The following is a 25,207-nucleotide window of genomic DNA, read 5'->3' on the forward strand; positions in this document are numbered from 1 at the left end:
GTGACGCGCATCGATCTGCCCTCACCAGCTACTTTAGGGCTCAGTAGGCCCACGGCAGCAGAAGATCTCAAAGAACTTGGGTGGGATCACGAAGCCGCTGTGCCGCTGGTGTGGTGCATCGCCGCCGCAGGCGATCCAGATGGGGCATTAAACACCATGGTGCGCATCTACTCATCGTTCGACGAGTCAGAAAAAGAGCGGCTGACGCAGGCGCTTATCGATGACGAGGCGCTGCGCGTTCGCCTGATCGCGCTTCTTGGCGGATCCACCGCGCTAGGAGATCACCTCGCTGCGAACCCGCAGCTGTGGGAAGAATTAGTGCTGCCGCTGCCAGAGCCTACCGAGATGATGCAAGAACTGCTCGGGGTCATTGACGCACAACCTGCTAGTTACCTCGAGAGCGAGCAGAACGCAGCTGATTCCGCATCGGCCGATCCCGCATCGGAGGATCTGTCCACCCCGGGGACCTATCGCGCCAGGATAGAAGAAGCTGAAGCCCGGCCTTTGCTGAAATCCACGTATCGGACCTTGATGATGCGTCTGGCCGCCCATGATTTGGCGGGAAGCTTCTACTCCCGCAAGGGCCAAACCCAAGGCCAGCCCACCGTGGAATTTCGCACGGTCACTGCGCTCACCACCGCGCTTGCCGATGCCGCACTCACCGCTGCTTTAGCCCTTGCCGTACGCACGGTCTGCGGGGACGACGATTTGCCCATGCAGTTAGCTGTTATCGCTATGGGCAAATGCGGGGCGAAAGAACTGAACTACATCTCGGATGTGGACGTCATCTTTGTCGGCGAGCCGGTGGCAGCCGGTGATGAAGAAGGCCAAAAGGCCATGCGCAAGGCCACGCGGGTAGCGGCGGAATTTAACCGCATCGGTACTAATTGCTTCTTCGAAGTCGATGCCAACCTGCGCCCGGAAGGTAAATCGGGAGCTTTAGTCCGTACCTTGGATTCCCACGTGAAGTACTACAAGCGCTGGGCGGAGACGTGGGAGTTTCAAGCGCAGCTAAAACAACGTCCCCAGACCGGGTTTATGCCACTGGGGCAGCAGTACGCCGAGACCATCGGGCCGATGGTGTGGGAGGCATCGCAGCGCGAATCCTTCGTTGAAGATGTGCAATCCATGCGCCGGCGCGTATTAGAAAGCGTGCCGGATTCATTGAAAAACCGCGAGTTAAAACTCGGCGTGGGTGGTCTGCGCGATGTGGAATTTGCGGTGCAGTTACTGCAATTAGTCCATGGCCGCTCCGACGAATCTCTGCGCACGCTCGCTACCGTGGATGCGCTCGAGGCGCTGATTTCGGCAGGGTATGTCGGCCGCGAGGACGGCAACCAGCTCATCGAGGCGTATGAATTCTTGCGGTTATTAGAACACCGCTTGCAGCTGGAGCGCTTTCGTCGCACGCACACCATGCCGCCGAATGATGATAAAGACACCTTAGAGTGGCTGGCGAATGTGTCTGGATTTACCGCCCAAGGCGCTAATTCGGCATCGACGATGATGAATAAGTACTTAAAGACGGTGCGCTTGCAAATCTCCGAGCTGCACTCGCGCTTGTTCTACCGTCCACTGCTCAACTCTGTGGTGTCCATGAGCCCCGAAGAGCTCAGGCTCACCCCGCAGGCAGCCAAGCTGCAGTTGGCAGCTTTGGGATATCAAGCGCCCGATCGCGCCTTCGAGCATCTCACCGCCTTGGCCGCAGGTTCATCGCGCAAGGCGCGTATCCAAGCGATCTTGTTGCCGACGTTGATGGAGTGGCTAGCAGAGACCGCCGACCCAGATGCCGGATTGCTCAACTACCGCAAGCTGTCTGATGCCGCCTTTGACCGAACCTGGTTTTTACGCATGTTGCGTGATGAGGGAATAGTCGGCAAGCGCTTAATGCGTATCTTAGGCACCTCGCCCTATACCGCCGACCTCATCATTGCTGCACCAGAAGTGGTTAAGCAGCTTTCCGATGGCTCCGATGGCCCGAAGCTTTTAGATACCACCCCGGAACAGGTATCTTCCGCGCTGCTCAGCGCAGCCAAGCGCCACAGTGATCCGGATAAGGCAGTGAGCGTGGCGCGCTCTTTACGGCGCGTGGAACTAGCACGCATTGCCTCCGGCGATCTGCTGGGCTACCTCGATGTCCAGCAAGTCTGCCGGGAACTATCTACGATTTGGGCAGCGGTGCTGGAAGCAGCCCTGCGCGCCGAGATCCGCGGCTGGCTGCATAGCGAAAGCACCGAGGGATCCTCGCCACGTCCGCTGGCGCGCATCGCCGTGATTGGTATGGGACGCCTCGGTGGCATGGAATTAGGCTTTGGCTCCGATGCCGATGTCATGGTCGTGGCAGAACCTGCGCCCGGTGTGGATGAGACGAGGGCATTGAAATGGGCGATAGGGATCATCGACAAGCTGCGAACCCGCCTTGCCAAACCATCGGGTGATCCGCCCCTGGAAGTGGACCTCGGGCTACGTCCGGAAGGACGCTCCGGGGCTATTGTGCGCACGGTGGAAAGCTTTGACCGCTACTACCAGCAATGGGGTGAGCCATGGGAGATGCAAGCCCTGCTGCGTGCTGCTTTTTTCGCCGGCGATGAAGAAGTAGGGCAGCGGTTTATCGAGGTGATTGATAAATACCGTTATCCCGACGACGGAGTGTCCCAGTCAACGATTCGCGCCATTCGCCGCATGAAAGCCCGCGTGGATAATGAACGTCTGCCTCGTGGTGCCGACCGCAACACGCACACCAAGCTCGGCCGTGGTGGGCTAAGCGATGTGGAATGGACCGTGCAGCTTTTAACGATGATGCATGCGCACAAGCACCCCGAACTGCACAACCCGTCGACGCTGGGCACCTTAGATGCCTTGGAAGAAACCGGAGTGCTGCCAGCAGAGCAGGTCGAAAGCCTGCGGGAAGCATGGCTGATGGCCACCGATGCCCGCAACGCCTTGGTACTCGTGCGCGGCAAACGCGTGGACCAACTGCCCACCCCAGGGCTGCAACTGGCGCAAGTAGCTGGTGCTGCCGGCTGGAAACCGGAAGAAAACCAATACTTCTTGGATGCCTACCTCAAAGCAACACGACATGCGCGCCGGGTTGTCGATGAAGTCTTTTGGGGCGAAGCTGAAACCATGGAACCTGGCTAATCCTGGTGCCGGGTATCCCCTAAGAGATACCCGGATTTAACCCTGATTTTTATTGTGATCCCTTTCTAGTTGGTGGCCAAGTGCATAAGCTGGGCAGTATCAGCCGCGCTACCGGTGCGGCCGGCTCTATCCCAACGGAAGGATCACCGTAACCATGGCTCTCATCATTTCCATAGAGCTCAACAACGCAACCTTTGAAGACCTCGCCACCCTCGTATCGACCGCAGGTGCTGCCGGGGCAGATGATTCCACCACCATTGAAATCGACAATGACGCGCAAGTACTGCGCGTCATCATTGACAACCCCATCGCACCCGATATCGACACCACCGATCCCACAATGTTTACCTTCTTCGGTCACGATGGCGATGACATTGATGACATTGATGACTACGAGGGCTTTGACGACTTCGACCCGAGCTTTGAAGACCCACGCGGCTTCGAAGACTTTGAAGAACCCGACTACAACGGTGGCTCTCGCCGCAGCGCGCCGGGCTCATTTGATATCTCCGGCGCCATCAATGACTTCATAGAAAACATCGCCGATGAATTACCCTTCGGCAACCGTCGCGACCGCAATCGTGATCGAGGCCGTGACCGCAACCGTGACCGAGGCCGTGGATTCGGCCCTCGCGGCCCAGGCTCTGGCTTTGGCGGGTATAACCCCAATGGCTTCCCACCCGCCGATTACCTCTACGGCCTGGCAGAAGACTACTTCCGAGACTTTGGGTACCGCGGCAATACGGGGCGCGATAACCCACCACGGGACAACTTTGACGATGATCCGCTTCAGGATGATTTTTACACCGATGACCCCCGCGACGATGGCACCCGCGATGGCCGCGGTGGCGAGCGTGGTGATGGCCGCGATGGCGGACGCGGTGACGAGCGAGAGCAAGGAAAGCAGCGTCCGAATAATCCTTTCGACAATCCATTTATGCCGCCCTTTGGACAGTCGAATACTCCCGGGTCAAACCCTGGAAATGACTTCGGCGAGCTGCGCCATGCCGGCGAGAGCTTCTTTAAAGGTCTGTCGGATTTCATCAATGACCAAGTCGATCGCCGTAGCGAAGGCGGCGATGGTCAGCGCAAGCGCGGGACACGCCCTGGACGTAATTCCAACAACGGCTATGGCAGCTTTACCGATCCGGCCCAAGATGATGAACATCCTGAAGGCACCTCACGCGATGACCGCGAGACCGAGGAGAAGCTAGGCGCATTCGAAGATTTTCCGGGCTTTAACTACCTCGATGATATTGGGGACCTCGACGACTCCAACTCCACAGATACACCTGGCGGTAATGACTCCTCAGAAGAAGACGGTGAATACAGCCCCGGCGATGAGGACCGCAAAGACGGCCCCAATGGAAAAGACGATGATTCGAAGGATAATAACTAGGTCTTAGCCAGCGTAGAGGCGGCTGAGAGTATCAACACGGCCTAGTAGAAGCCGGCGGCGCGCGAGTATACTTACTTTCGCGTCGCCCACGGCGTTTTATACCGTCACGTCAATAGGACTGCATGTCACTATGACTGAGCTTGAGAAAAGGACAACGGCACTAAGGATGGCCTTTACTTCCGCAGCCCCAACAGGACACCCCGATGACCGGGGTACCTATACCGACCGCAGGAAACGCCAACTGATCACCCGCGCGGTGTGGCTGTGGCTCGGTGGTGTTGTTGTCATAACCGTCGTCGCTGTTGCCTTTATCCTGCATGGCATGTCCAACCGTCCTGCCGAAGGATCGGTCACGGTCGGGGAGGCCATCGCTGGTACTGAATCAGCAACGGGCGCAGAGGCCGCTGAAACTGAGGGCGGTGAAAGTGGTGAAGCGGGTACTCAGCAATACCCGGGCTACCGCTTAGTTGAGCTTGCCTCGGCGCTGGGACTGCCCAATGGTGCGGTTCCTGATGGTGCATTTGAAATGGGCATGAGCCACGACCAGGCGCGGATTTATTTGATGGATTTAGTCAATCAAGCAGTCACCAAGGGCGTATTAACGCCAGCGGAAGCCGATGGTGTGCTCAAGGCTTTTGAAGCTGGACTAGTCAGCGCACCGGTGAATATCACCGAAGATAAAGATGGCGCTTCAGCTGATAACAGCGAAAGCGCTGACACTGAACGAGTAGGCAGCAGCAACTAAACCTGGTCACAGAAAGGCCGACTAATGATCCTGCGCAGCGTTAAATTTCTTTCTCAACCACGTTCCCCGCAGGATGTGGCTGAGGATTCTCACTACTTTGATGGCGCTGCGACCATCCCCGGAATTCGGCGGGCTCTAGAGCGTGAACGCAAGCGCGGTGCCCAGCATGTCGAGCAGAAATTGAACCAAGATGTGCCGGCTGATGCATCAGGAAGCCGCGTGGATTCGCCGTGGGCCTGGAAGTTGCCGCTGGTCAAACACATTAACAGCCGCGGGGGACTGCGCTTTTCGCAACCGGTTACTCTGATTGCGGGCGATAATGGCTCGGGAAAATCAACCTTTTTAGAATCCGTTGCGTTGAATTTGGGCTTTAGCGTGATCGGTGGGCGTTATGGAAATTCCGATGCCCCCAAGGCCACAGGCACGGAAGCAGCATTGAGCTGGTACATGCTCTGCGAACTCAATGAACCAATCCTGCGCGGGTACTATCTGCGCTCTGAAACTCATGCGTTAATGCTGGCCATTGATAGTGACCCGAAAGAAGCCGCTGGCCGCAATCATCTAGATCCTGAGTTGGATTTATCCCGACGTTCCCACGGCGAGTCTATTTTTGATGTGCTGGGCGAACACGTTGATGGCAAAGGCTTATATATCTTCGATGAGCCAGAAGCCGGTTTGTCAGTAGTGCGGCAGATGACATTGCTCGCAGAGATTGAGCAAGCAGTAGCGCGTGGTGCGCAGTTTATTATCGCCACCCATTCACCGATTCTGCTGGCCGCACGCCAATCACAGATTCTGGAAATCGGTGAGGATGAGGTCAGCTTTCCGCGTTGGGAGGACACCGAAGCAGTGCGTGCGACGCGTGAATTTTTCGCTGACCCACGCGCCGCGTTGGACTCAGTCTTCGGTGACGGTCTCCATCCGGATTTTGCGGGGGCGAGTGCCGCCGCGCGTGACCAAGATACCGAGCAGACCGATGCTCCATACAACGAGTACCGCTAGCGCGGCATAACGGAAATCGCCCCACTCGAAGGCTTCGCCGCCCGAGTGCTTATCCAAGAGGATACCGAAGAGCTGCGCGGCAATCATGCCGGCGGTAAAGCCGCCCATATTGGCCAAACCGGTTGCGGTGGCAACAACCTTGCGGTCGAGGGTCTCACGAATCTGGTCAAAGCCGTAGTTAGAGGATGGCGAGCAAATCGCAATCAAAATAGCCATGCCGATGATCATCGCGAGCCCGCGTGGGTTCGGGGTGGCGAAAAACAGGATCCATGCCGCCAAGTGCAATAGCGAAAGGAAGAATGCGGCCAAGTCGCGGTTGCGTCCCGCGCGGGAGGAAATCTTTCCGTGGAAGGGACTGACCACCATCATGGCCAGAGAGTTGACGGTGAGCACAAGGCCAGCCTGCGCAGACGATAGACCCATGGATTCGGTCATCATGGGCACGCCCCACATCATGATGAAGACAAGGTTGGCGTGTAGTCCCGCATAGTGAATAAAAAAGCCTTGCCACGTCGCCCGGGAGCTAGCGGCGAGCTTGATTTGCTTGCCAATCGAGAGGGCAGGCTCGTCTTTCTCCACCGTTTTCTCGGTGTACACGCCGGCGGTTTCCGGAGTATCCGCCACAGCAATGGCAGCCACGATCGCGATGAGGATGACTACAGCACCCAGCGAGACGAAGGCGATGGACCAGCTGGTGGCATTGAGCAGCCACAAAAATGGCACGGCCGAGAGGAACTGACCCAGCTGACCAAAGGCTGCAGTAACGGCCGTAATCATCGGCGTACGGTGCAACGGGAACCAGAAAGGCAAAAGGCGCATTACGGACAGGAAGGCCGTCGCGTCACCGGCACCGATAAGCACACGCGCACCAATTGCCACGCCATATGAGGTGGTCAGACCCAAAACAAGCTGACCGATACCCATGATGACCGCACCAATGACCAACAGCTTGCGCGGGCCGAAACGGTCAATTAAAAGACCTGTGGGAACCTGCGCGAGTGCATAGGTACCAATCTGAATGGAGGCAAAGACCGCGATGCGGGATGCGTCGACATCGAAACGCGCAATAGCTTCCACACCGGCAACACCGAAGGACGTACGGCCAAAAATGGCGCCGACATAAACAATCAGCGCGGCAATCCAGACCGTTAGAGCTTTGGTCGTTACAACTTCACGTGGGTTCGGGCGGGGATCTTTCTCGAATTCAGGGGTAGACACGTGTCGTAAGTGTACTCCGAGGAAGTAAGGTATTGGACGTGGACTACATTTCAACGCGCGATATTGATGCGATTCCAGCGAAGTTTACTGACATTCTACTCGGCGGCTTGGCCCCAGATGGGGGACTGTATTTACCCGTCGAGTACCCACAGCTTGATGCCAAGACCCTGGAGTCTTGGCGGGAGCTGGTATCGGGAGATGATGAAGCCGGCTACGGCAAATTAGCCGCAGAGGTGCTTAAGCTTTTTGTCGATGATATTCCGGCAGAAGACCTCGACGCTATCGCCGCGCGTGCTTATACTCACCCGAAATTTAGCTCCAAGGAAATCGTTCCAGTTACTGATTTAGGTGACTCGCTGCTCATCGGTCACCTGTCCGAAGGACCCACTGCGGCTTTCAAGGATATGGCCATGCAGCTGTTGGGTGAGCTTTTTGAATATGAGCTAGGCCGCCGCGAAGCAACCTTGAATATCTTGGGTGCTACCTCCGGGGATACCGGCTCCTCTGCGGAATATGCCATGCGCGGGCGCCACGGCATCCGCGTGTTCATGCTCACCCCAGCTGGACGCATGACTGCTTTCCAGCAAGCACAGATGTTTGGACTCGATGACCCAAATATCTTCAACATCGCCCTCGATGGTGTCTTTGATGACTGCCAGGACGTGGTCAAGGCGGTCTCTTCCGATGCACAGTTTAAGGCTGACCACCGCATTGGTGCCGTCAACTCCATTAACTGGGCGCGACTGATGGCGCAGATTGTCTACTACATCAACTGCTGGCTCAAGGTCACCGATTCCGCAGATCAAAAGGTGTCTTTTTCGGTGCCGACCGGAAACTTTGGTGATATTTGCGCCGGCCACATCGCGCGTCAGATGGGCCTGCCCATTGATCGTCTCATCGTCGCAACTAATGAGAACAACGTGCTGGATGAATTCTTCCGCACGGGCAACTACCGCCCACGTCCAGCGGCTGAAACCATGGCTACGTCCTCGCCGTCGATGGATATCTCGCGTGCGTCGAACTTTGAGCGTTTTGCCTTTGACCTATTGGATCGTGATGCCGAAAAGATTGCGGATCTCTTTGGCACCAAGGTCAAAGAAGGCGGCTTCGTGCTTGAAGAGGACGTCATGGACAAGGCACGAGAGGTCTTCGGATTCGTCTCGTCGACCTCTGCGCACGCAGACCGCTTGGCCACCATCAAGGATGTGCACGAGAAGTACGACTACGTCGTGGATCCGCACACGGCTGATGGCGTCAAGGCAGCCCAGGAGGCGCAGGCCGAGCACACTATTGAAACGCCAATTATTGTCTTGGAAACTGCGCTGCCGGTGAAGTTTGCAGAAACCATTGAAGAGGCCATCGGCCAAGCACCGGAAACCCCGGAGCGTTTTGCCCACATCATGGATGCAGATCGTTTCGTCACGGACTTGCCCAATGACGTTGGCGCGGTCAAAGACTTTATCACCAGCTCGATTAAAACCACCGAGGTATAGGAGTAGACCATGGGCCAAGAGCAATCGCTGCCCGAGGATTACAACACCGAGTTCGACCCCGCGGCCTTTTTGCAAGAGCTCAAAGAACAAGCAGCGGCGGAAAACGACGAAGGTGACAGTGACGATGAGTCTGATAACTCGGATGACGCTTAGCGTGCTTAGGCGGTAGCGCCCGAGTACTATAAGCGTTGTGATACGGCGTCGAGCATTAAAAGCAGTGCACATGGTGGCAACTGCTCTAGCTGGCCTGCTTCTCGTGGCAGGTCTGGTTTCATGCTCGGCGCCGTCTTTTTCTCCCCAGCCGTCTGAAGCGGCCGCTTCGAGCGCGCCTGATGATGACGACTCGGCCGTCGCCGATGCCGCCAGCGAGGAAGAACTCCAGGTACCAAAAGAACCTGTGGAGCTAGCCGATGCCGTGCTCACGCCGGCGTACTCGCCGCTGGCACCGGGGACTGCCATTGATATCTCCGAAGGCTACCCGCAGCCTGGTGAGTACTTTAATTTCAGCTACTGCACCGTGGCCTATTCTTTCGATACTGAAGACGGCAGCTCTTATGCCGTGACCGCATCGCACTGCGGAAAACCCGGAGATCTGGTGTGGGCGGGAACTCCTGATAATAGTTTCGGATACCCGGCAGAACCCATTGGCCAATTTAGCTATTCCAGCTTGTACTCCGATAACGCTGAACACCTAGATATTGGTCTCATTGAGCTCAACGGCAACCTCAGCAATACTTATGCGCCAGGGGAGATGCAGACGCATATCGCTGGGCGCATGGATGTATTGCCAGAATATGTGTGCAAGATGGGCCGGATGACCTATCAAACCTGTGGTGATCTCACGCATCAGTCAGCATCGTCCATCTTGCGCTACGGAGACGAGGAGATTCGTTCTACCGCAGCCCGCGCGGAAGTATGCGCGCGCAACGGGGACTCCGGCGGACCGGTCTTTGCCATGGTGGAGGGCAAAGACATCATTGTGGGCTTGGTCTCCGGCACCACGGTGCACATGGAAGAGGGCCAAACCTGCGCTGATGTGGGAGAGATGGAGCTGTCATTTGTCTCCATCTTGGATATTCAAAATGTGGTCGACCAGCTGCTGGATTCACCCATGCGGCTCGCTACACTGTAGGACATGTCCACCCCTGAATTCATTGTGAATCTGCGTAAGCATATTGGCCACCAACAACTTTTCCTTCCCGCCTGCACCATAGTGGTTCTTCGCCCCGTCCCGCCAGGATCCTCCATCTGGGAAGTGCCGAAGGTCCTACTTGCCCGCCGCGCCGACAATGGCAACTGGGCGCTGGTATCAGGAATTTGTGAACCGGGGGAGGAAGTAGCCCAGACCGCGGTGCGCGAGGTCAAAGAAGAAGTCGGCCTGGACGCCAAGGTCGAAGCTTTGCTCGGGGTCGGCCTCGTGGGGCCGGTGACCTTTGAAAACCAAGATGAGTGTCTATTTATGGACACCGCGATGCGCCTTTCAGTTGCTGATGATGCTGAGCCGGTGCTTGGCGATGATGAAAATACCGATGTTGAGTGGTTCTCCGTGGCGCACTTGCCAGATACCGTCAATCGCCACCAGCGCCTGCTGATTGCAGATGCCGTGGCGCAGATGAAACACCCCGCCGGTTTCCGTCCGCGCATGGGTTATCGCAAACGCAACGCTTAAAATCCCAGTTCAGAATCGACTTGTTTTCAATAAGGGACTACTGTTGAAAATATGTCTCACGTTGACTCTCACTCTTCGGGCCACAGCCATGACCACAGCTTTGTCAACACCCCGTTCAAAGCTTTGGCCATCGCCTCCACCGTCACGGGCGTCATCTTCTTCGCGGAGCTCATCGGCGGGTTGGTCTCAGGATCGCTTGCATTGCTTTCCGATGCGATGCATATGCTTTCCGATGCCGCCGGGCTCATCATCGCGCTTCTGGCCGCCTTTATTGGCAATCGTGCCGCATCGAGCCGTGCGACCTATGGTTATCGGCGCGTAGAAGTCCTTGCCGCTCTATTTGATGCCATTGCCGTGACCCTTGTGGTCATCTTCATCGTTGTCCAAGCCATCCGCCGTGTGGGCAGCGACTATGAGATCGATACCAACATGATGCTGGTCGTCGCGGTTATTGGGCTGATTGCCAATGCAATCTCCGCGTGGGTGCTATCTAGCCAGCAAGACAATAGCTTGAACGTCAAAGGCGCGTTCTTACACGTCATGGCGGATCTATTAGGCTCTGTCGCCGTGATTATCGCCGGCTTGGTCATTCGCTTTACCGGCTTTACCTTCGCCGATACCATTGCGTCCCTACTCATCGTTGCCTTCGTGCTCCCACGCGCGTTGGGGCTGTTGTGGACGACGATCGAGGTGCTCTTAGAACGCGTTCCGCGGGATCTGGATCTGCACCAGATTGAAGAAGCGCTTGAGGCGCTGCCGCAGGTGATGATGGTCCATGACTTGCATGTATGGACCACCGATGGCGTCGACGTGCTTGCTACCGCGCACTTGGTGGTCGCAGAACACGACTACCGCATTTTAGACCAAGCGCAAGAAGCGCTGCGTGAATTTGGGATTGAGCATTCCACCATCCAATTAGAACACCCCGACCATATTCACCACGAAGACTTTTGTGATTAGACCGTAGCGCTTAGAAAGAATTTAGACGCGCGTGGCTTTCTTCGATTGTGCAAGGTCGAGGAAACCGAAGATTAAGGCGATAACGCAGACGGTCGCAATCATCGCAAAGCCGACCATGATGGCGTGTGGCCATTCGGCGTCCGTGCCGCGCAGAGTGGCAAAGACTGCCGCGGTGACAACCGCTAAGCCAATGGCGGTACCGATGCGCTGTCCTGTTTGCAGCACGGCACCAGACGAGCCGGCGTAGGCCTGCGGCACATTGGCAAGGGAGAGAGTCTGGTTCGGGGAGATGACCGAACCTTGGCCGGCACCGGCGAAGGAGAGGGTAAGCACCAGCCACCATTCGGAAATACCCCAGTGGGTGGTAGCCCAGATGAGGATGATGGAGGAGATGAGACCGAACAGCGCAATCATCATGCCGCCAATGACCACCTTGCGTCCGTGCTTGGATACTAAGCGCCCGGCGACGGTGGAGGACACGGAGTTTAGCAGCGCTGAGGGAATACCGACGCAACCGGCGATAAGCGCCGAGTAGCCCAGCCCGTTTTGAAAGTACAAGGCCACGAGCACCCAGATACTGGTGGCACCCATAAACCACAGCGTGGCAATGATGGTGCCGTTGCGGAAGCTGGAGGCGCGGAAGATATTCAAATCCACCATCGGCTGGTGACCGCGTGCGCGGTGGCGGCGTTCCCACCCGACCCACAGCGCGACGAAGATTAAGCCTAAGGGCAGTAGCGCCCAGCTCCACGCGGTGCCGCCGGACTCTACAAAGGGGAAGAGCACGAAAAAGACCGCGAGGCCAAGTAAGACCGCACCAATGGGGTCGAGGGATTTCAGCGCATTCCAGGTGCCCACCTTGCGCCCGGTGCGCATATCGCGCACGCGCGAGAGCAGTGGGCGAGGAAACCACATAAAGGCCAAGAGGATGGCGATGATACCGATGGGCACGTTGACCAACATGGTCAACCGCCAGCCCAGATCCGGGCCGCCAAGGTTGATAAGCAGGCCACCAAAGACTGGGCCAATCGCTACGGCAACGCCCACGGTGGCACCGAAGTAACCAAAGGCGCGACCGCGCTCCGGGCCGTGGAAGTATTGCTGAATCATGCCCACGGATTGCGGGTTTAATAGACCTGCGCCAATACCTTGAATAAAGCGCGCGATATTGAGCGCTTCCGCCGACGGGGCAAAACCGGCCAACACCGACGACAGCGTGTACACGGTTACACCGAGCATGAACATGCCCCCACGACCAACAAGATCGCCGGCACGTCCCGCGGCGACTAAGACCACGCCGAAGGTCAGCGCGTAGCCGGAGAGCACCCACTGCACATCGGAGTCAGAAGCATCGAGCCCCGCCTGAATGGAAGGCAGGGCAACGTTGACAATCGACACGCTAATCAGCGACATGAAGACCGCGACCAGCAGGATAATCAGAATGCGCCAGCGGGCGGGATCTTGGCCCTCTGGATGTTCAGTCGTATTGGCTTCCGATTTCGCTGTATATGGTGGTCGTGCTTCAGTCATTCTTTACACCATACTCGTTTAGCCCGGGTTTTGTATATCCCGAAAATGGCCACACAATGCACTTTTGCATGACGCAAAAAGCTGCCTGGTGGTAGCAACCTCCGTACTTGGGGGCATCGACAAGCAATGCTTTAAGCGCATGCAAAAACCGCAGTCTCCCAAGAGGAAAGACTACGGGTTTAAAGCACGGGACTAGCTGGAATTAGCAGTCGAAGTACATCTCGAACTCGAGTGGGGTAGGGCGCAAACGAGTTGGCTCAATCTCGTTTTCGTACTTGTACTTGATGTAGGTATCAATCAAGTCCTCGGAGAATACATCGCCTTCGGTGAGGAACTCATTGTCCTCAGCAAGCGCCTGCAACGAAGCCTCCAGGGAGGTTGGTGCCTGCGGGATGGATGCTGCCTCTTCTGGTGGCAACTCGTACAGGTCCTTATCCACTGGTGCGTGTGGCTCAATGCGGTTTTTAATGCCGTCGATACCAGCCATCATCATCGCGGCGAAACCGAAGTACGGGTTGCCGGATGGGTCTGGTGCGCGGAACTCAATGCGCTTTGCCTTTGGGTTGGAACCGGTAATTGGGATGCGGACCGCAGCCGAGCGGTTACGCTGGGAGTAGACCAAGTTAATCGGTGCCTCAAAGCCCTTGACCAGACGGTGGTAGGAATTCAGCGTCGGGTTGGAAAATGCCAGTACCGCACCGGCGTGGTGCAACAGGCCACCGATGTAGTAGCGCGCGATATCGGACAAGCCTGCATAGCCTGCCTCATCGTGGAACAGTGGCTTGCCGTCTTTCCACAGCGACTGGTGCGCGTGCATACCGGAGCCATTATCGCCAGCTAGTGGCTTGGGCATGAAGGTAGCGGTCTTGTTGAAGGCAACCGCGGTGTTTTTGATGACGTACTTGAACGTCTGGATGTCATCGGCCGCGTGCAACATGGTGTTGAAGCGGTAGTTGATCTCCTGCTGTCCACCGGAGCCCACCTCGCGGTGGAAGCGCTCGATGTTAAAGCCGACTTCCTGCAGCGCGCCGACCATGGCGTCGCGTACCTCGACGGTCTGGTCATACGGCGGGGTAGGGAAGTAGCCGCCCTTTTCACGGTTTTTGTAACCGAAGTTCGGGGTGCCATCCAGGTTGAGGTCCTTGCCGCGGTTCCACCACCCCTCATTGGAATCTACGTGGTAGAAAGCCTGGTGTGCATCCGCCTGGTACTTCACGGAGTCAAAGAGGTAGAACTCTGCCTCTGCACCGAACTGGCAGGTATCTGCGATGCCGGTGGATACCAAGTATTCCTCGGCCTTGCGCGCCACGTTGCGTGGGTCGCGGGAGAAAGGCTCGTGAGTAAAAGGGTCATGCACGAAGCACTTGATGTTTAAGGTCTTTTCCGTGCGGAATGGATCAATATGGGCCGTGCTCGCGTCCGGGAACAAGGTCATGTCTGATTCATCAATGGTGGTAAAGCCACGGATGGAGGAGCCATCAAAAGCCATGCCATCTTCAGCGACATCTTCATCAAATTCTGATGCTGGGATGCTGAAGTGGTGCTCCGTGCCCGGGACGTCAGTAAAACGGATGTCGACGAATTTGACGTCTTCATCGGCGATATACTTCACAATCTCCGAGACGCTTGAAAATGCCATGGGTGCTCCTAAATAGATAATTAGTGCGGTAATTTCTACCCCACAAGTGTACGCGCGCTACCTGTTATGCCGTGGTAAATCGTACGCAGTGTGGCTTAACTTTTCTGTCTAATTTTCAAGTTTAACGGATTATCTATCACACGCTAGAATTCTGGTCCGGAAAAGTTTTCTCATCTACCCCGTTTTGCCGCAATGCCCTGGCAAAAGTGGGGTGGATCATGTCTGCGCTGTTGTAACTTTCAACTCGGTGCTAGGCCACGTAGATTAGTGGGCATGGCGAATAAGAAGACGTGGCTGGATGGGCCTGATATCCCAGGTGAGAACGATTTTGGCGAAGCGGGACGCTACCCGGGTGAAAATTTGGGCCTGCCTGAATCCGGCCCCGGCGCATTAGCTTCTGTGATGCGCCGTGCATGCGGTGTATTCATCGACTGGATCTTGTGCCTGTTGGTAGCCAGCGTGCTCACCCAGTTCACCAATATTTTGGGTGGTACCTCCACCGCGACATTTATTTTGTGGATTCTCGTGGGCATCGTGGGCGGCATTTTATTTGCCCGTACCCCCGGGATGGCAATTTTGGGCATGGGCGTTGCCCGCATCGATGTGCCCGGCACCACGGTTGGTATCTGGCGCGGAGTAGTCCGTACGCTTTTGACCGCATGTCTTTTCCCCGCGGCCATGGTTGACGCCGATGGCCGCGGCATCCACGACCGCGCAACGGGAACCGTAGTGATCCGTTCCTAGCACTTTGCTTTGCGGGCTTAGCCTCTGGCTGAGTCAGGCAGAGAAAACGACAGCATCCCGCTGCATACACTGTGGCTTTTACTTCCTTGTGGAAGTTCGGCACAAGGTCTTGAGTGTATGTAGCGGGATGCTTTGCTTGATGCTCTGCGTGATGCTGCAATGAAGTTAAAGTGGGGGCAGTAGGTTTACTTGCCCTTGCGTTCTTGTGCGCGGCGCATGCGGCGGTTCATACCAGCCATATTGCGTGCCTGCTGGGGCAGTGGACCCTTGGGCATGCCTTGCATCTGTCCCTGGGTGGCGTCCATGGCCTCAATTCGGCGAACAACACTGTAGACCTCGTTTTTGTTGTATTGACGAGGCATACGGATCAGGTGGTTGCGCAGCTTGCCTACTGGCACCTCGTCTTCGCCGTCACCGACGTAGACCTCATAGATAGGCACGCCACCGGCGAGCTTATCGACGCGGCGCTTAAGCTGCGTCATCATCGGCTTCAGACGGTTCTTATTGCCTTCTGCAACAAAGACCACGCCGGGGTTGCCGATAACGCGGTGAACGATGTCTTGCTGGCGGGTCATCGCAATGCCTTGCTCGACCTTCCATGCCATACCAACGGAGTTTTTGAGCTGGTTATCTAATGCCCAGCCGGCCACACCAGGTTGGTCTTCCACGCGCTTGTACATATCGCGTTCCAAGCGGCGGGTGAAAATGATCATGGCTATGAGGAAACCAATGCCCAAGCCCAAAATGAGCATGAACCACTGGCCGTTAAATAGCAGGCCAATGAGGAAAAATAGCAAGCCCATACCCAAGATGGACAGCAACATCAGCGGGATAAGTGCCTTATCCTGCTTGCGCTGCATCTGGAAGGCTTCCCACATTTGCCCGCGGGTTTCCTTGCGCTTGGCGCGCTTTGCGGCGCGCTCTTCCTTCTTTGCAGCCTTGATTGCTGCTTTATCTTGACCTTGTGCCATAACTCCTACTTTAGGGTGGTGCGGGGTGGAAAACAAAAAATCTGCGGCGACCAACCACCCATTCTATGGACAGGTGGTGGCCACCGCAGAGATTGCTTCAAGTTCTTAGCGAATAGTCGCAGAAACCTTATCGGGACCAGCTGGAGTCTTACCCATGCGGGAAGTAACTGGAGTTTCTTCCGAAGGGCCGTACTTCTGCAGCAGGGAGGATGCTTCCTGTGCGGTGGCGCCCTCGGTGGTTTCTTCCAAGTGTTTGAGGTTTTCTGGCAGCTCCCAGCCGCGTGCCTTCATCGCCTGGGTGTACAGACGACCTGCGCGGTAGGAAGAACGAACCAGAGGACCGGACATAACGGTAAAGCCCAATTCCTTAGCCAGCTCGGAGTGCGCAATGAACTCCTCTGGGCGTACCCAACGCTCAATTGGGTGGAAACGAGGACCAGGACGCAGGTACTGGGTAATGGTGATGATGTCCGTGCCGACGGAGCGAAGATCACGCAGTGCTTCTTCAATTTCCTCTGCGGTTTCACCCATGCCCAAAATCAGGTTGGACTTGGTAATCAAACCGAAGTCATGCGCCTGCTGGAGCACATCCAAAGAACGCTCGTATCGGAACGCTGGGCGGATGCGCTTGAAAATACGTGGAACGGTTTCCACGTTGTGAGCGAAGACCTCTGGGCGGGCTTCAAAGACTTCCTGCAACAAATCAGGCTTGCCGGAGAAGTCCGGGGTGAGGTTTTCTACGCCAGTGTGTGGGTTGAGCTCGTGAATCTTGCGGACAACCTCGGCGTAGAGCCATGCGCCTTCATCGGGAAGGTCATCACGGGTCACACCGGTGATGGTGGCGTAGTTCAGGTTCATCTCTTGGATGTTTTCTGCTACGCGGCGTGGCTCATCAGTATCTAGTGCATCTGGCTTACCGGTTGCGATATCGCAGAAGTCACAACGTCGGGTGCAGCGGTCACCACCGATGAGGAAGGTAGCTTCTCGGGACTCCCAGCACTCATGGATATTCGGACAACCTGCCTCCTGGCAGACCGTGTGCAGGCCAGCGCCAGCAACACGCTTTTTCATGTCTTCATAACCCGGGCCGGTGCGGACCTGGTTGCGGATCCACCTCGGCTTTTGCTCAATGGGTGACTCCGCATTCTTCTTTTCAATGCGGAGCATCTTGCGTCCTTCAGGCTTAATAGTCACAAATTCCACCCTACGTGTTGTGTGATTTTAAATTCAAGTAATTATGATACTGACCTTGCATTTTTGACCCCATCGCTGGGTGTGCTTAAGGCCTTAGTTCATTCAATCCTACCGGTCGGTGAAATATTCCAGGTCCAAAACAGCTGACCCGGAATGGGGGCACCGCGCGGTGTTACACCCGGTGCTTCTAGTGTGGCGCGTTGACAGGATGTGAAGTATCAGTCAGAGATGATTGCGCGCGTGCCTGGCGTGCTTTCTCATTAGCAACCTTGATGGGATCCGGCGCGGAGGCAAAAGTGTGGTCGGCAACCACCATCTTTCCGGCCAGTGCATCATCGAGTGCAATCAGCAGCGGTTCGACGGCGTCATCGATGGTGACTTCGCGGCCGAGCTCTAAAGCCAAGGTCGTAATATCTGCGTCATCAATGCCGCAGGCAATGATGTGGTCGTAATAGTCCAGAATGTTATTGCAGTTAAGCGCCAAGCCGTGCATGGTCACCCCGCGGGTAATGCGGATGCCCAGCGCGGCAATTTTGCGGTCGCGCTGCGATGCCGATGGATCCGCGGCCGTGGTAGTCGACGGCACCCATACTCCGGAGCGGCCATCGATACGCCCTGCGGTGGTCACGCCCATTTGGCGCACGGTGTGGATGATGGCTTCTTCTAAGCGCCGGACATAATCAACGACGTCTACTGGTTCGGCTAGTTTGATGATGGGGTAGACCACCAGCTGGCCTTCACCGTGCCAGGTGATGCGCCCGCCGCGGTCTACGTCAATGACGGGCAGGCCATTGGTGGGCATATCTTCTGGCTGCGTGCGCTTGCCGGCGGTATATACAGCGGGGTGTTCCACGACCAAAATGGTGTCCGCTATTTCATCGCGCGCTCGTTGCGCTGCGACTTCAGCCTGATAATACCAGGCTTCTTGATAATCCATCAAGCCCAAACGCCTAATCTCCACCGGTTGGGAGGAGGCACGGATGGAACGGTCAGCAGGAAAAAACGGGTCGCGCGGAGCAGTCATGGTGTCCAAGTGTAGTACTTGGCACAAACTACTCCGCGCGGAATGGGGTAAAAGAAAAAGTTAGATGCCGTTTTCTTTCGCGTATTCATCAGCGGTCATCACTTCGCCGAGTTCTTCAACTTCTACTTCAAACAGCCAACCTTCACCGAAAGGATCGTTGTTGATCAGCTCATAGTCATCGTGGACAGCTTCGTTGACGGTCTTAACCGTGCCGGTGACAGGGGAGTACAAGTCAGATACGGACTTGGTGGACTCAACCTCACCACAGGTCTCACCGGCAGTGACGGTGTCGCCCACAGCAGGCAGTTCAGCAAAGACAACCTCACCGAGGCGGTCTGCTGCGACGGAGGTGATACCAATGCGAACGGTATTGCCAACGATGGCGTCCTGAGCGGCGTTAATCCACTCATGGTCTTCGGAGTAAGTAAATTCTGCAGGTAGGTTAGCCATGGGAACTATCCTTTCGGTGAGGTGCCCGTCTGCTGGATCACACAGCACACGGAAGTATGAGTTGAAGTATCGCTTTTACTTTAGCGCAGCGAAGCACTTTTCATCTCACTATCGCTCGTCAATCTTGCCCCTGCAGGGGGTTAATTACGCCCGAGTCTTCTTGTGCGAGCGGATAATGCTGAGGACAGCGTCCCGGCCCGCGCGGTTAGCCCCCACGGTGGATTGGGAAGGGCCATAACCAATAAGATGCAGATTTGGCTTGTCGATGACCTCCGTACCCTTAATGTTGATCCCACCCTTGTCGTTGTACAGGTTGAGCGGTTCCAGGTGCGAAAGACTCGGGCGAAAGCCGATGGCCCAAATGATGGTATCGAGTTCTGCCCGGGTGCCATCTTCTTCAATCACACCGTCTTCGTATAAGCCTTGAAACATAGGCCGGCGATTTAACGCCCCATTGTCATAAGCCTTTTTGGCATCGTGGTTAAAGATTAGACCCGTATACGAGACGATTGAGCGCGGTGCATTGCCCGCCTCGGTGTGCTCAGTGACTTGTTCAATGGTTTGACGCCCGCCTTCTTCGGCGGTAAACGACGCGCGGAAAAAGGGTTTGGTACGGGTGTACCAAAAAGTTTCCTTGGCTACATCGGAGACTTCCGCTAATTGCTGGATGGCGGAGATGCCGCCGCCGACGACGGCGACGCGCTGGCCGGTGAAGTCATTCATGTGGACATAGTCTTTGGAATGCAACTGCCGTCCCTGAAATGTGTCTAACCCTGGATAATCCGGCTTGACGGGGTTATTCCACGTGCCGGTGGCGTTGATAACCGCCTCGACCCGCCAGGTGGTCCCGGCGTAGTCAGAAGGTGTCCCGCCGGTGGGATTGTCCGCGGCAACCTTAATGACGTAGCCACCGTCTTCCTGGCTGACGCTGTCGACGCTGGCAACCGTGACGGGCCGGATGATGGGCAGATCCATCTTGGCCTCATAGGCGGTGAAATAGTCTGGCACCGCCTCGCGCGCAGGCGTGGTCTTTTTAATCTGGGATTGCTCCATGCCCGGCAGGTCAAAGATTCCGTTGACCGTGGCCATGGTTAATGATTCCTGTCGGTGGCGCCACGCGCCGCCGGCGGATTCTTCGGCATCGAAGACGATGAACGTGCCGGAGGTGTCCGAGCCGGAGGAGTCCGAGTCGGCGGCATCGGAGCGGGAATCAGCGGCAGTGGAGGAAGCATCGAGCGCACTGACGAAGCCGCGCCGAGCCAGGTGATATGCGGCTGAAAGGCCGGCCTGACCGGCACCAATAACCGCGACAGTTGCTGTGAAGTCCATAAAGTCTAGCCTACCCGAAAGGTAGGTGACGTGTCACCAACTGTTGATGTGAGTGCTTATTGTGCCGGTGGGGCGGGCTCGATCTCATCCAGGTTGACTACTTCAAACTCCAATAGAGCGGAGCCGGTGGCAACAGGCTGTCGGCCGGTTGACTCATGCGATGGACGACGCTGAGAGAGCCACTGCTGAAAGTCTTCTTCCGTCTCCCACTCAGTGATGATGAAGTAGCGGTCTTCGCCTTTGGTAGGGCGCAGCATCTGAAAGCCCTTAAATCCCGGTGCATCATCGACCGAATGCTTGCGGGCGGCAAATCGCGCCTCGAGCTCTGGGCCTTGGCCTTCGGGAATCTCAATGGCGTTGATCTTGATAACAGACATGGACACACTCCTTAGCGTGACTTCTTCGAAATTCTCAGAATCTAAAACCTATACTTAGGTACGATGTCCAGCCTAGCGAAAGTTTGATAGCCAGGCGCCGCTGCATGGTCGTTTTACGGTGTGAAAACAACCGCACTCCACCAGCGGCGTTTCTTGTCATCGAAAAGCGAGCTAGCGGAGTGCGGGTATTTCGTACTGGCGGTACCTACCGGTGGTAGCTACCTGTTACTCAGCGCGTTTATAAAATGGCGTGCTGGTAACCGTGAAGGGGTAGCGCTTGCCGCGGATATCCACTTCTACGGCGGTGCCTTCTTCCAAGTTGGCATCAGTGTTGACCAACGCCAGTGCAATGGGATGGCCCAAAGTAGGCGAGGGCTGACCGGAGGTCACTGTGCCCACGACCTGGTCACCCAGGTAGATTTCTGCACCGGTGCGCGCGGCGCGACGCTCAGACGAGGTCAAGGCCTTAATAACTTGCTTAGGGCCTTCTTCTAAGCGCTGGCGAAGAACCTCTGCGCCGACGAAGTCAGCGGTCTTTTTGCGAAACGCTACGCCCATGCCTGCTTCAACCGGGGTGATAGCGCGGGAGAGCTCATTGCCATATAGCGGCATGCCGGCTTCCAGGCGCAGGGAATCGCGCGAGGCTAGACCACACGGGGTAACACCTTCGACTGCGGCAAAGGTCTGCCACATCGCGGTTGCATCAGCGTTGTAGATCATCAGCTCAAAGCCGTCTTCACCGGTGTAGCCGGTGCGGGCGACGATGGTGTCAATGCCTGCCACTTTGGCCATGGTCGCAGCGTAGTACGGCAGGTTGTCTACTTCGTCCTTGGACTCGTCTGCGACCTGCTCGACCAAGATCTTCGCTGCGTCTGGACCCTGCAGGGCAATCATTGCAACATCTAGGGATTCGTTGTTGAGCTCAACATCAAAGCCTTCGGTGCGCTGGTTGAAAGCTTCCCACACCGCGTCGGTGTTGCCAGCATTAGGAACAACCAAGAACTTGGTGTCGGAAAAACGGTAGGAGATGAGGTCATCGATGATGCCGCCGTCTTCAGCAACAATCATGGAGTACTTAGCCTTGCCGTTTTTCAAGGTGTCCATGTTGGAGATCAACGCGTAGGACAAAAACGGGGCGGCATCAGGACCGTTGACCCAAATCTCACCCATGTGCGAGAGGTCAAACATGCCAGCGGCATTGCGCACAGCGTGGTGCTCGTCGAGCTCCTTGCCGTATTTCAGTGGCATAGTCCACGGGCCAAAGGCCGTAAAGGATGCGCCGAGCTTTTCATGCTCCGCGTGTAAAGGTGATTGGCGAAGTTCAGACATGGTTTAAGCCTCCTCGGTGGAATCAGAATCAGCATCGAAGTCGAATGCTTCTGGCGGTGGGCACGAGCACACCAGGTTACGGTCGCCATAGGCTTCATCCAGACGACGAACTGGTGGGAAGTACTTATTCAGGCGCAAGGAGGTAACTGGCCATGCGGCCTTTTCACGGCTAAAGGAGTACTCCCAGTCATCGCTGGATACCGACAGCGCGGTATACGGCGCGTGGCGAATGACGGAGTCTTCGTAGGCGACCTTGCCGTCGATGATTTCTTGGATCTCTGCGCGGATAGTGCGCATTGCTTCGATGAAGCGGTCGAGCTCGGCGATATCTTCGGATTCGGTGGGCTCCACCATCAAAGTGCCAGCCACTGGGAAGGCCAGGGTAGGAGCGTGGAAGCCAAAGTCGATCAAACGCTTGGCCACATCAGCGGCGGTCACGCCCGAAGCATCGGTAAGCTCGCGCAAATCCAAAATGCACTCGTGGGCAACCAAGCCCTGGTTACCGGTGTACAAAATTGGGAAGGAGTCATTTAACTGGTTCGCGAGGTAGTTCGCACCCAAAATGGCGTGTGAGGTGGCATCGGTCAGCCCTTCGCCACCGGTCATGGCAATATATGCCCAGGTAATCGGCAATACGCCGGCGGAGCCGAATTGTGAAGCCGTGATCGGGACACCGGTGCCTACTGGGGTGGGGTTTGTTGGATCCAGTTCATCTGCAGCCGCGTCGGTGGGCAGGAATGGAATCAGGTGCTCAGCCACACCGATTGGTCCGACGCCTGGGCCGCCGCCACCGTGAGGAATGGTGAAAGTCTTGTGCAGGTTGAGGTGGGAGACATCGCCGCCGAACTGACCAGGCTGTGCCCAGCCGGTCAACGCGTTCATATTGGCGCCATCGATGTACACCTGGCCACCGGCAGCGTGCACCTTGTCGCAGACCTCGCGAACCTCCGGGTCAAAGACACCGTGGGTCGATGGGTAGGTGATCATGATGCCGGCCATGTTCTCACCGTGCTTGGCAATCTTGGCGTCCAAGTCTTCCAAGTCGATGGATCCGTCTTCTGCCGTCTTGACCACAACAACGCGCAGGTTGGCCAAGGTGGCCGAAGCTGCGTTGGTGCCGTGTGCGGAAGCCGGAATCAAAACAATATCGCGGTTCGTATCGCCATTGGCTACGTGGTAGCGGTGGATAGCCAGGAGGCCAGCTAGCTCACCTTGGGAACCAGCATTGGGCTGAATGGAGACCTTGGCATAACCGGTCAGCTCTGCCAACCAGCCTTCCAACTCGTCAATGAGTGCACGCCAGCCCTCGGTGGTGTTGTCCGGGGAGAAGGGGTGGATATTGGCAAACTCAGGCCAGGTAATCGGCTCCATGGCCGCGGTCGGGTTGAGCTTCATCGTGCATGAGCCCAAAGGAATCATGGTGCGATCAAGCGCCAAGTCCTTATCACTCAACTTGCGCAGGTAGCGCATCATTTGGGTTTCGGAATGAATAGAGTTGAAAATCTCGTGGGTCAGCGCCTCGGTGGTGCGGGCTACTGCCTCAGGCAGAGCGTAGTCAGCATTATCGACGGCCGAGGCGCCAAAGGCATCAGCCAATACGGCGACATCGCCCTGGGTTGCAGACTCACCAAACGATACAGAGACCTTATCCTTACCAATCGTGCGTACCAGGTAGCCTGCAGTTTCCAGGCTGGACTTAATGCCAGCTGCATCGACTCCCGAAACCGTGACGGTGTCGAAGAACTCGGACGAGGAGATTTTCAGGCCCTTGGCTTCTACCGCAGCGGCAAAGGATGCTGCCAACGAGTGCACGCGGTTAGCAATCTCTTTCAGCCCTTCTGGGCCATGGTAGACCGCGTACATGGACGCCACATTGGCCAAAAGAGCCTGTGCGGTACAGATATTGGACGTCGCACGCTCACGACGAATGTGCTGTTCACGGGTCTGTAGCGCCAAACGGTAAGCGGGGCGACCTTCGGCGTCTACGGATACACCGACCAAGCGGCCTGGCATTTGGCGCTTGAGCTTATCGGTGACCGACATAAACGCTGCGTGTGGGCCACCGAAAAATAGTGGGACGCCAAAGCGCTGGGAGGAACCAACCACGATATCTGCGCCGAAGGTTCCTGGGCCTTCGAGAAGCAGCAGCGACAGTAAATCAGCCGCGACGGAAACAAGTCCGCCGCGGCTATGGATTTCTTCAATTACTGCGCGTGGGTCAAAAATATCGCCCTCAGTACCGGTGTAGGCCACTACTGCGCCTACGAGATCCTCACCGACAACACCGTTGGAGAGATCTGCAATTTCAACCTCGAGATCGATCGCGCGCGCACGTTCAGCGGCCACGGTCAGGACCTGTGGGTGCAAGCGGGAGTCAAGAAGAACGCGACGGCCCTTTTTGACTGCACGGGACATCAATCCCACTGCCTCTGCCACCGCGGACGCTTCATCGAGCAAGGACGCGTTAGCGATGGGAAGGCCGGTGAGGTCTTGCACCATGGTCTGGAAGTTCAGCAGCGCCTCTAAGCGGCCCTGGGAAATTTCTGGCTGGTACGGGGTATACGCGGTATACCAACCGGCGTCTTCGACCAAGCCGCGGCGGATAACCGCCGGGGTGATGGTATCTGAGTAGCCCTGGCCGTAAAACGACTTCAGCACCACGTTTTTATCAGCATAAGCACGAAGCTTGGCCTGTGCGTCGGTCTCACTCAATGCCTGCGGCATATCAAGTGCATCATCCATGCGGATGGACTGGGGGATTGCTGCATTGACGAGCGCTTCTACGCTGTCAAAACCCACATGGGCCAACATGTCCTTAGCTTCTTTGGCATCTGGCCCAAGGTGGCGGGCAATGAAATCCATAAGTGTCAAACTCCTTTGGAGGAAACAAACATTTGTCCAGGCTTGCTAAAGCGACCGCATAAGCAGTCAACGCTTCTCATTATATGGCTAGCCCCGTCTATTCATTGCTTTTCCCACCCGAAGGAAAAGCC

The 25,207-nt window shown here is 56.4% G+C and carries 21 protein-coding genes; 10 read left to right on the forward strand and 11 right to left on the reverse strand.

The features are described 5' to 3' along the window. The 4 genes from CAMM_RS04700 (at position 1) to CAMM_RS04715 (ending at position 6,287) form a co-directional block, all read left to right on the forward strand. A complete protein-coding gene (locus tag CAMM_RS04700) occupies positions 1–3,141 on the forward strand; it encodes a bifunctional [glutamine synthetase] adenylyltransferase/[glutamine synthetase]-adenylyl-L-tyrosine phosphorylase (protein WP_003849077.1) in 3,141 nt (1,046 codons plus the stop codon). 154 nt (positions 3,142–3,295) lie between these two features. Further along, positions 3,296–4,540, forward strand: a complete 1,245-nt coding sequence (locus CAMM_RS04705) for a hypothetical protein (RefSeq protein ID WP_003849075.1) — start codon at positions 3,296–3,298, stop codon at positions 4,538–4,540. A 166-nt stretch (positions 4,541–4,706) separates the two neighbouring features. Further along, entirely contained in the window at positions 4,707–5,285 is a 579-nt protein-coding gene (locus tag CAMM_RS04710) for a hypothetical protein (protein WP_040356265.1), read from the forward strand. Positions 5,286–5,360: 75 nt separating this feature from the next. Next, on the forward strand, positions 5,361–6,287 hold the full coding sequence (locus CAMM_RS04715) for an AAA family ATPase (RefSeq protein WP_232051036.1): 927 nt from the start codon (positions 5,361–5,363) through the stop codon (positions 6,285–6,287). On the opposite strand, the gene CAMM_RS04720 is transcribed toward CAMM_RS04715, so the two are convergent. Continuing rightward, positions 6,183–7,505, reverse strand: coding sequence for an MFS transporter (locus tag CAMM_RS04720; protein WP_003849068.1), 1,323 nt, complete (start codon positions 7,503–7,505; stop codon positions 6,183–6,185). The genes CAMM_RS04715 and CAMM_RS04720 overlap by 105 nt on opposite strands. Positions 7,506–7,543: 38 nt before the next feature. Here CAMM_RS04720 and thrC point away from each other — a divergent pair, with 38 nt between their 5' ends. From thrC to CAMM_RS04745, 5 genes are all read left to right on the forward strand, one after another. After that, positions 7,544–8,998 carry a threonine synthase gene (thrC, locus tag CAMM_RS04725; RefSeq protein ID WP_040356263.1) on the forward strand — a complete coding sequence of 485 codons (1,455 nt, stop codon included), beginning with the start codon at positions 7,544–7,546 and terminating at the stop codon, positions 8,996–8,998. Between the two features lie 9 nt (positions 8,999–9,007). After that, positions 9,008–9,151, forward strand: coding sequence for a hypothetical protein (locus CAMM_RS04730; RefSeq protein WP_003849063.1), 144 nt, complete (start codon positions 9,008–9,010; stop codon positions 9,149–9,151). A gap of 70 nt (positions 9,152–9,221) precedes the next feature. Beyond that, the gene (locus CAMM_RS04735) at positions 9,222–10,130 is read left to right on the forward strand and encodes a trypsin-like serine protease (RefSeq protein WP_003849062.1); all 909 of its coding nucleotides are present in this window, start codon (positions 9,222–9,224) and stop codon (positions 10,128–10,130) included. A 3-nt stretch (positions 10,131–10,133) separates the two neighbouring features. After that, a complete protein-coding gene (locus tag CAMM_RS04740; protein ID WP_003849060.1) occupies positions 10,134–10,667 on the forward strand; it encodes an NUDIX hydrolase in 534 nt (177 codons plus the stop codon). Positions 10,668–10,718: 51 nt separating this feature from the next. After that, positions 10,719–11,627, forward strand: a complete 909-nt coding sequence (locus CAMM_RS04745) for a cation diffusion facilitator family transporter (RefSeq protein ID WP_075761523.1) — start codon at positions 10,719–10,721, stop codon at positions 11,625–11,627. A gap of 21 nt (positions 11,628–11,648) precedes the next feature. Here CAMM_RS04745 and CAMM_RS04750 read toward each other — a convergent pair whose 3' ends face one another. Beyond that, positions 11,649–13,157 (reverse strand): MFS transporter, encoded by a 1,509-nt coding sequence (locus CAMM_RS04750; RefSeq protein ID WP_003849057.1) that lies wholly within the window; start codon positions 13,155–13,157, stop codon positions 11,649–11,651. A 202-nt stretch (positions 13,158–13,359) separates the two neighbouring features. Further along, the gene (glnA, locus tag CAMM_RS04755) at positions 13,360–14,796 is read right to left on the reverse strand and encodes a type I glutamate--ammonia ligase (protein WP_003849053.1); all 1,437 of its coding nucleotides are present in this window, start codon (positions 14,794–14,796) and stop codon (positions 13,360–13,362) included. A gap of 273 nt (positions 14,797–15,069) precedes the next feature. Here glnA and CAMM_RS04760 point away from each other — a divergent pair, with 273 nt between their 5' ends. Beyond that, entirely contained in the window at positions 15,070–15,540 is a 471-nt protein-coding gene (locus tag CAMM_RS04760) for an RDD family protein (RefSeq protein ID WP_003849051.1), read from the forward strand. Positions 15,541–15,725: 185 nt separating this feature from the next. Here the strand turns inward: CAMM_RS04760 and CAMM_RS04765 are convergent, their stop codons facing one another. The 8 genes from CAMM_RS04765 to gcvP form a co-directional block, all read right to left on the reverse strand. Next, the gene (locus tag CAMM_RS04765; protein ID WP_003849048.1) at positions 15,726–16,511 is read right to left on the reverse strand and encodes a DUF4191 domain-containing protein; all 786 of its coding nucleotides are present in this window, start codon (positions 16,509–16,511) and stop codon (positions 15,726–15,728) included. Between the two features lie 105 nt (positions 16,512–16,616). After that, positions 16,617–17,678, reverse strand: coding sequence for a lipoyl synthase (lipA, locus tag CAMM_RS04770; RefSeq protein ID WP_003849046.1), 1,062 nt, complete (start codon positions 17,676–17,678; stop codon positions 16,617–16,619). Positions 17,679–17,892: 214 nt separating this feature from the next. Further along, positions 17,893–18,729, reverse strand: a complete 837-nt coding sequence (gene lipB, locus CAMM_RS04775; RefSeq protein ID WP_003849044.1) for a lipoyl(octanoyl) transferase LipB — start codon at positions 18,727–18,729, stop codon at positions 17,893–17,895. 60 nt (positions 18,730–18,789) lie between these two features. Then, positions 18,790–19,179, reverse strand: a complete 390-nt coding sequence (gene gcvH / locus CAMM_RS04780; protein WP_003849042.1) for a glycine cleavage system protein GcvH — start codon at positions 19,177–19,179, stop codon at positions 18,790–18,792. A 144-nt stretch (positions 19,180–19,323) separates the two neighbouring features. Beyond that, positions 19,324–20,508, reverse strand: a complete 1,185-nt coding sequence (locus CAMM_RS04785; RefSeq protein ID WP_003849040.1) for an FAD-dependent oxidoreductase — start codon at positions 20,506–20,508, stop codon at positions 19,324–19,326. 56 nt (positions 20,509–20,564) lie between these two features. Further along, complete coding sequence (locus tag CAMM_RS04790) at positions 20,565–20,885, reverse strand: antibiotic biosynthesis monooxygenase family protein (protein WP_003849038.1); 321 nt, start codon at positions 20,883–20,885, stop codon at positions 20,565–20,567. 225 nt (positions 20,886–21,110) lie between these two features. Then, the gene (gcvT, locus tag CAMM_RS04795) at positions 21,111–22,214 is read right to left on the reverse strand and encodes a glycine cleavage system aminomethyltransferase GcvT (RefSeq protein ID WP_003849036.1); all 1,104 of its coding nucleotides are present in this window, start codon (positions 22,212–22,214) and stop codon (positions 21,111–21,113) included. A gap of 3 nt (positions 22,215–22,217) precedes the next feature. After that, positions 22,218–25,076: an aminomethyl-transferring glycine dehydrogenase gene (gcvP, locus tag CAMM_RS04800; RefSeq protein ID WP_003849034.1), complete on the reverse strand. Its 2,859-nt coding sequence runs from the start codon at positions 25,074–25,076 to the stop codon at positions 22,218–22,220. Between the last annotated feature and the right edge of the window lie 131 nt (positions 25,077–25,207).

Origin of the sequence: Corynebacterium ammoniagenes DSM 20306 (assembly GCF_001941425.1) — a bacterium.
In the GTDB taxonomy this organism is placed as follows: domain Bacteria; phylum Actinomycetota; class Actinomycetes; order Mycobacteriales; family Mycobacteriaceae; genus Corynebacterium; species Corynebacterium ammoniagenes.

Excerpts from the sequence above, each read along its gene's own strand:
- CAMM_RS04705 (WP_003849075.1), top strand. The coding sequence starts at position 3,296 with ATGGCTCTCATCATTTCCATAGAGCTCAACAACGCAACCTTTGAAGAC.
- CAMM_RS04710 (WP_040356265.1), top strand. The coding sequence starts at position 4,707 with ATGGCCTTTACTTCCGCAGCCCCAACAGGACACCCCGATGACCGGGGT.
- CAMM_RS04730 (WP_003849063.1), top strand. The coding sequence starts at position 9,008 with ATGGGCCAAGAGCAATCGCTGCCCGAGGATTACAACACCGAGTTCGAC.
- CAMM_RS04735 (WP_003849062.1), top strand. The coding sequence starts at position 9,222 with ATGGTGGCAACTGCTCTAGCTGGCCTGCTTCTCGTGGCAGGTCTGGTT.
- CAMM_RS04740 (WP_003849060.1), top strand. The coding sequence starts at position 10,134 with ATGTCCACCCCTGAATTCATTGTGAATCTGCGTAAGCATATTGGCCAC.
- CAMM_RS04745 (WP_075761523.1), top strand. The coding sequence starts at position 10,719 with ATGTCTCACGTTGACTCTCACTCTTCGGGCCACAGCCATGACCACAGC.
- CAMM_RS04750 (WP_003849057.1), bottom strand. The coding sequence starts at position 13,157 with ATGACTGAAGCACGACCACCATATACAGCGAAATCGGAAGCCAATACG.
- glnA (WP_003849053.1), bottom strand. The coding sequence starts at position 14,796 with ATGGCATTTTCAAGCGTCTCGGAGATTGTGAAGTATATCGCCGATGAA.
- CAMM_RS04760 (WP_003849051.1), top strand. The coding sequence starts at position 15,070 with ATGGCGAATAAGAAGACGTGGCTGGATGGGCCTGATATCCCAGGTGAG.
- CAMM_RS04765 (WP_003849048.1), bottom strand. The coding sequence starts at position 16,511 with ATGGCACAAGGTCAAGATAAAGCAGCAATCAAGGCTGCAAAGAAGGAA.
- lipA (WP_003849046.1), bottom strand. The coding sequence starts at position 17,678 with ATGCTCCGCATTGAAAAGAAGAATGCGGAGTCACCCATTGAGCAAAAG.
- lipB (WP_003849044.1), bottom strand. The coding sequence starts at position 18,729 with ATGACTGCTCCGCGCGACCCGTTTTTTCCTGCTGACCGTTCCATCCGT.
- gcvH (WP_003849042.1), bottom strand. The coding sequence starts at position 19,179 with ATGGCTAACCTACCTGCAGAATTTACTTACTCCGAAGACCATGAGTGG.
- CAMM_RS04785 (WP_003849040.1), bottom strand. The coding sequence starts at position 20,508 with ATGGACTTCACAGCAACTGTCGCGGTTATTGGTGCCGGTCAGGCCGGC.
- CAMM_RS04790 (WP_003849038.1), bottom strand. The coding sequence starts at position 20,885 with ATGTCTGTTATCAAGATCAACGCCATTGAGATTCCCGAAGGCCAAGGC.
- gcvT (WP_003849036.1), bottom strand. The coding sequence starts at position 22,214 with ATGTCTGAACTTCGCCAATCACCTTTACACGCGGAGCATGAAAAGCTC.
- gcvP (WP_003849034.1), bottom strand. The coding sequence starts at position 25,076 with ATGGATTTCATTGCCCGCCACCTTGGGCCAGATGCCAAAGAAGCTAAG.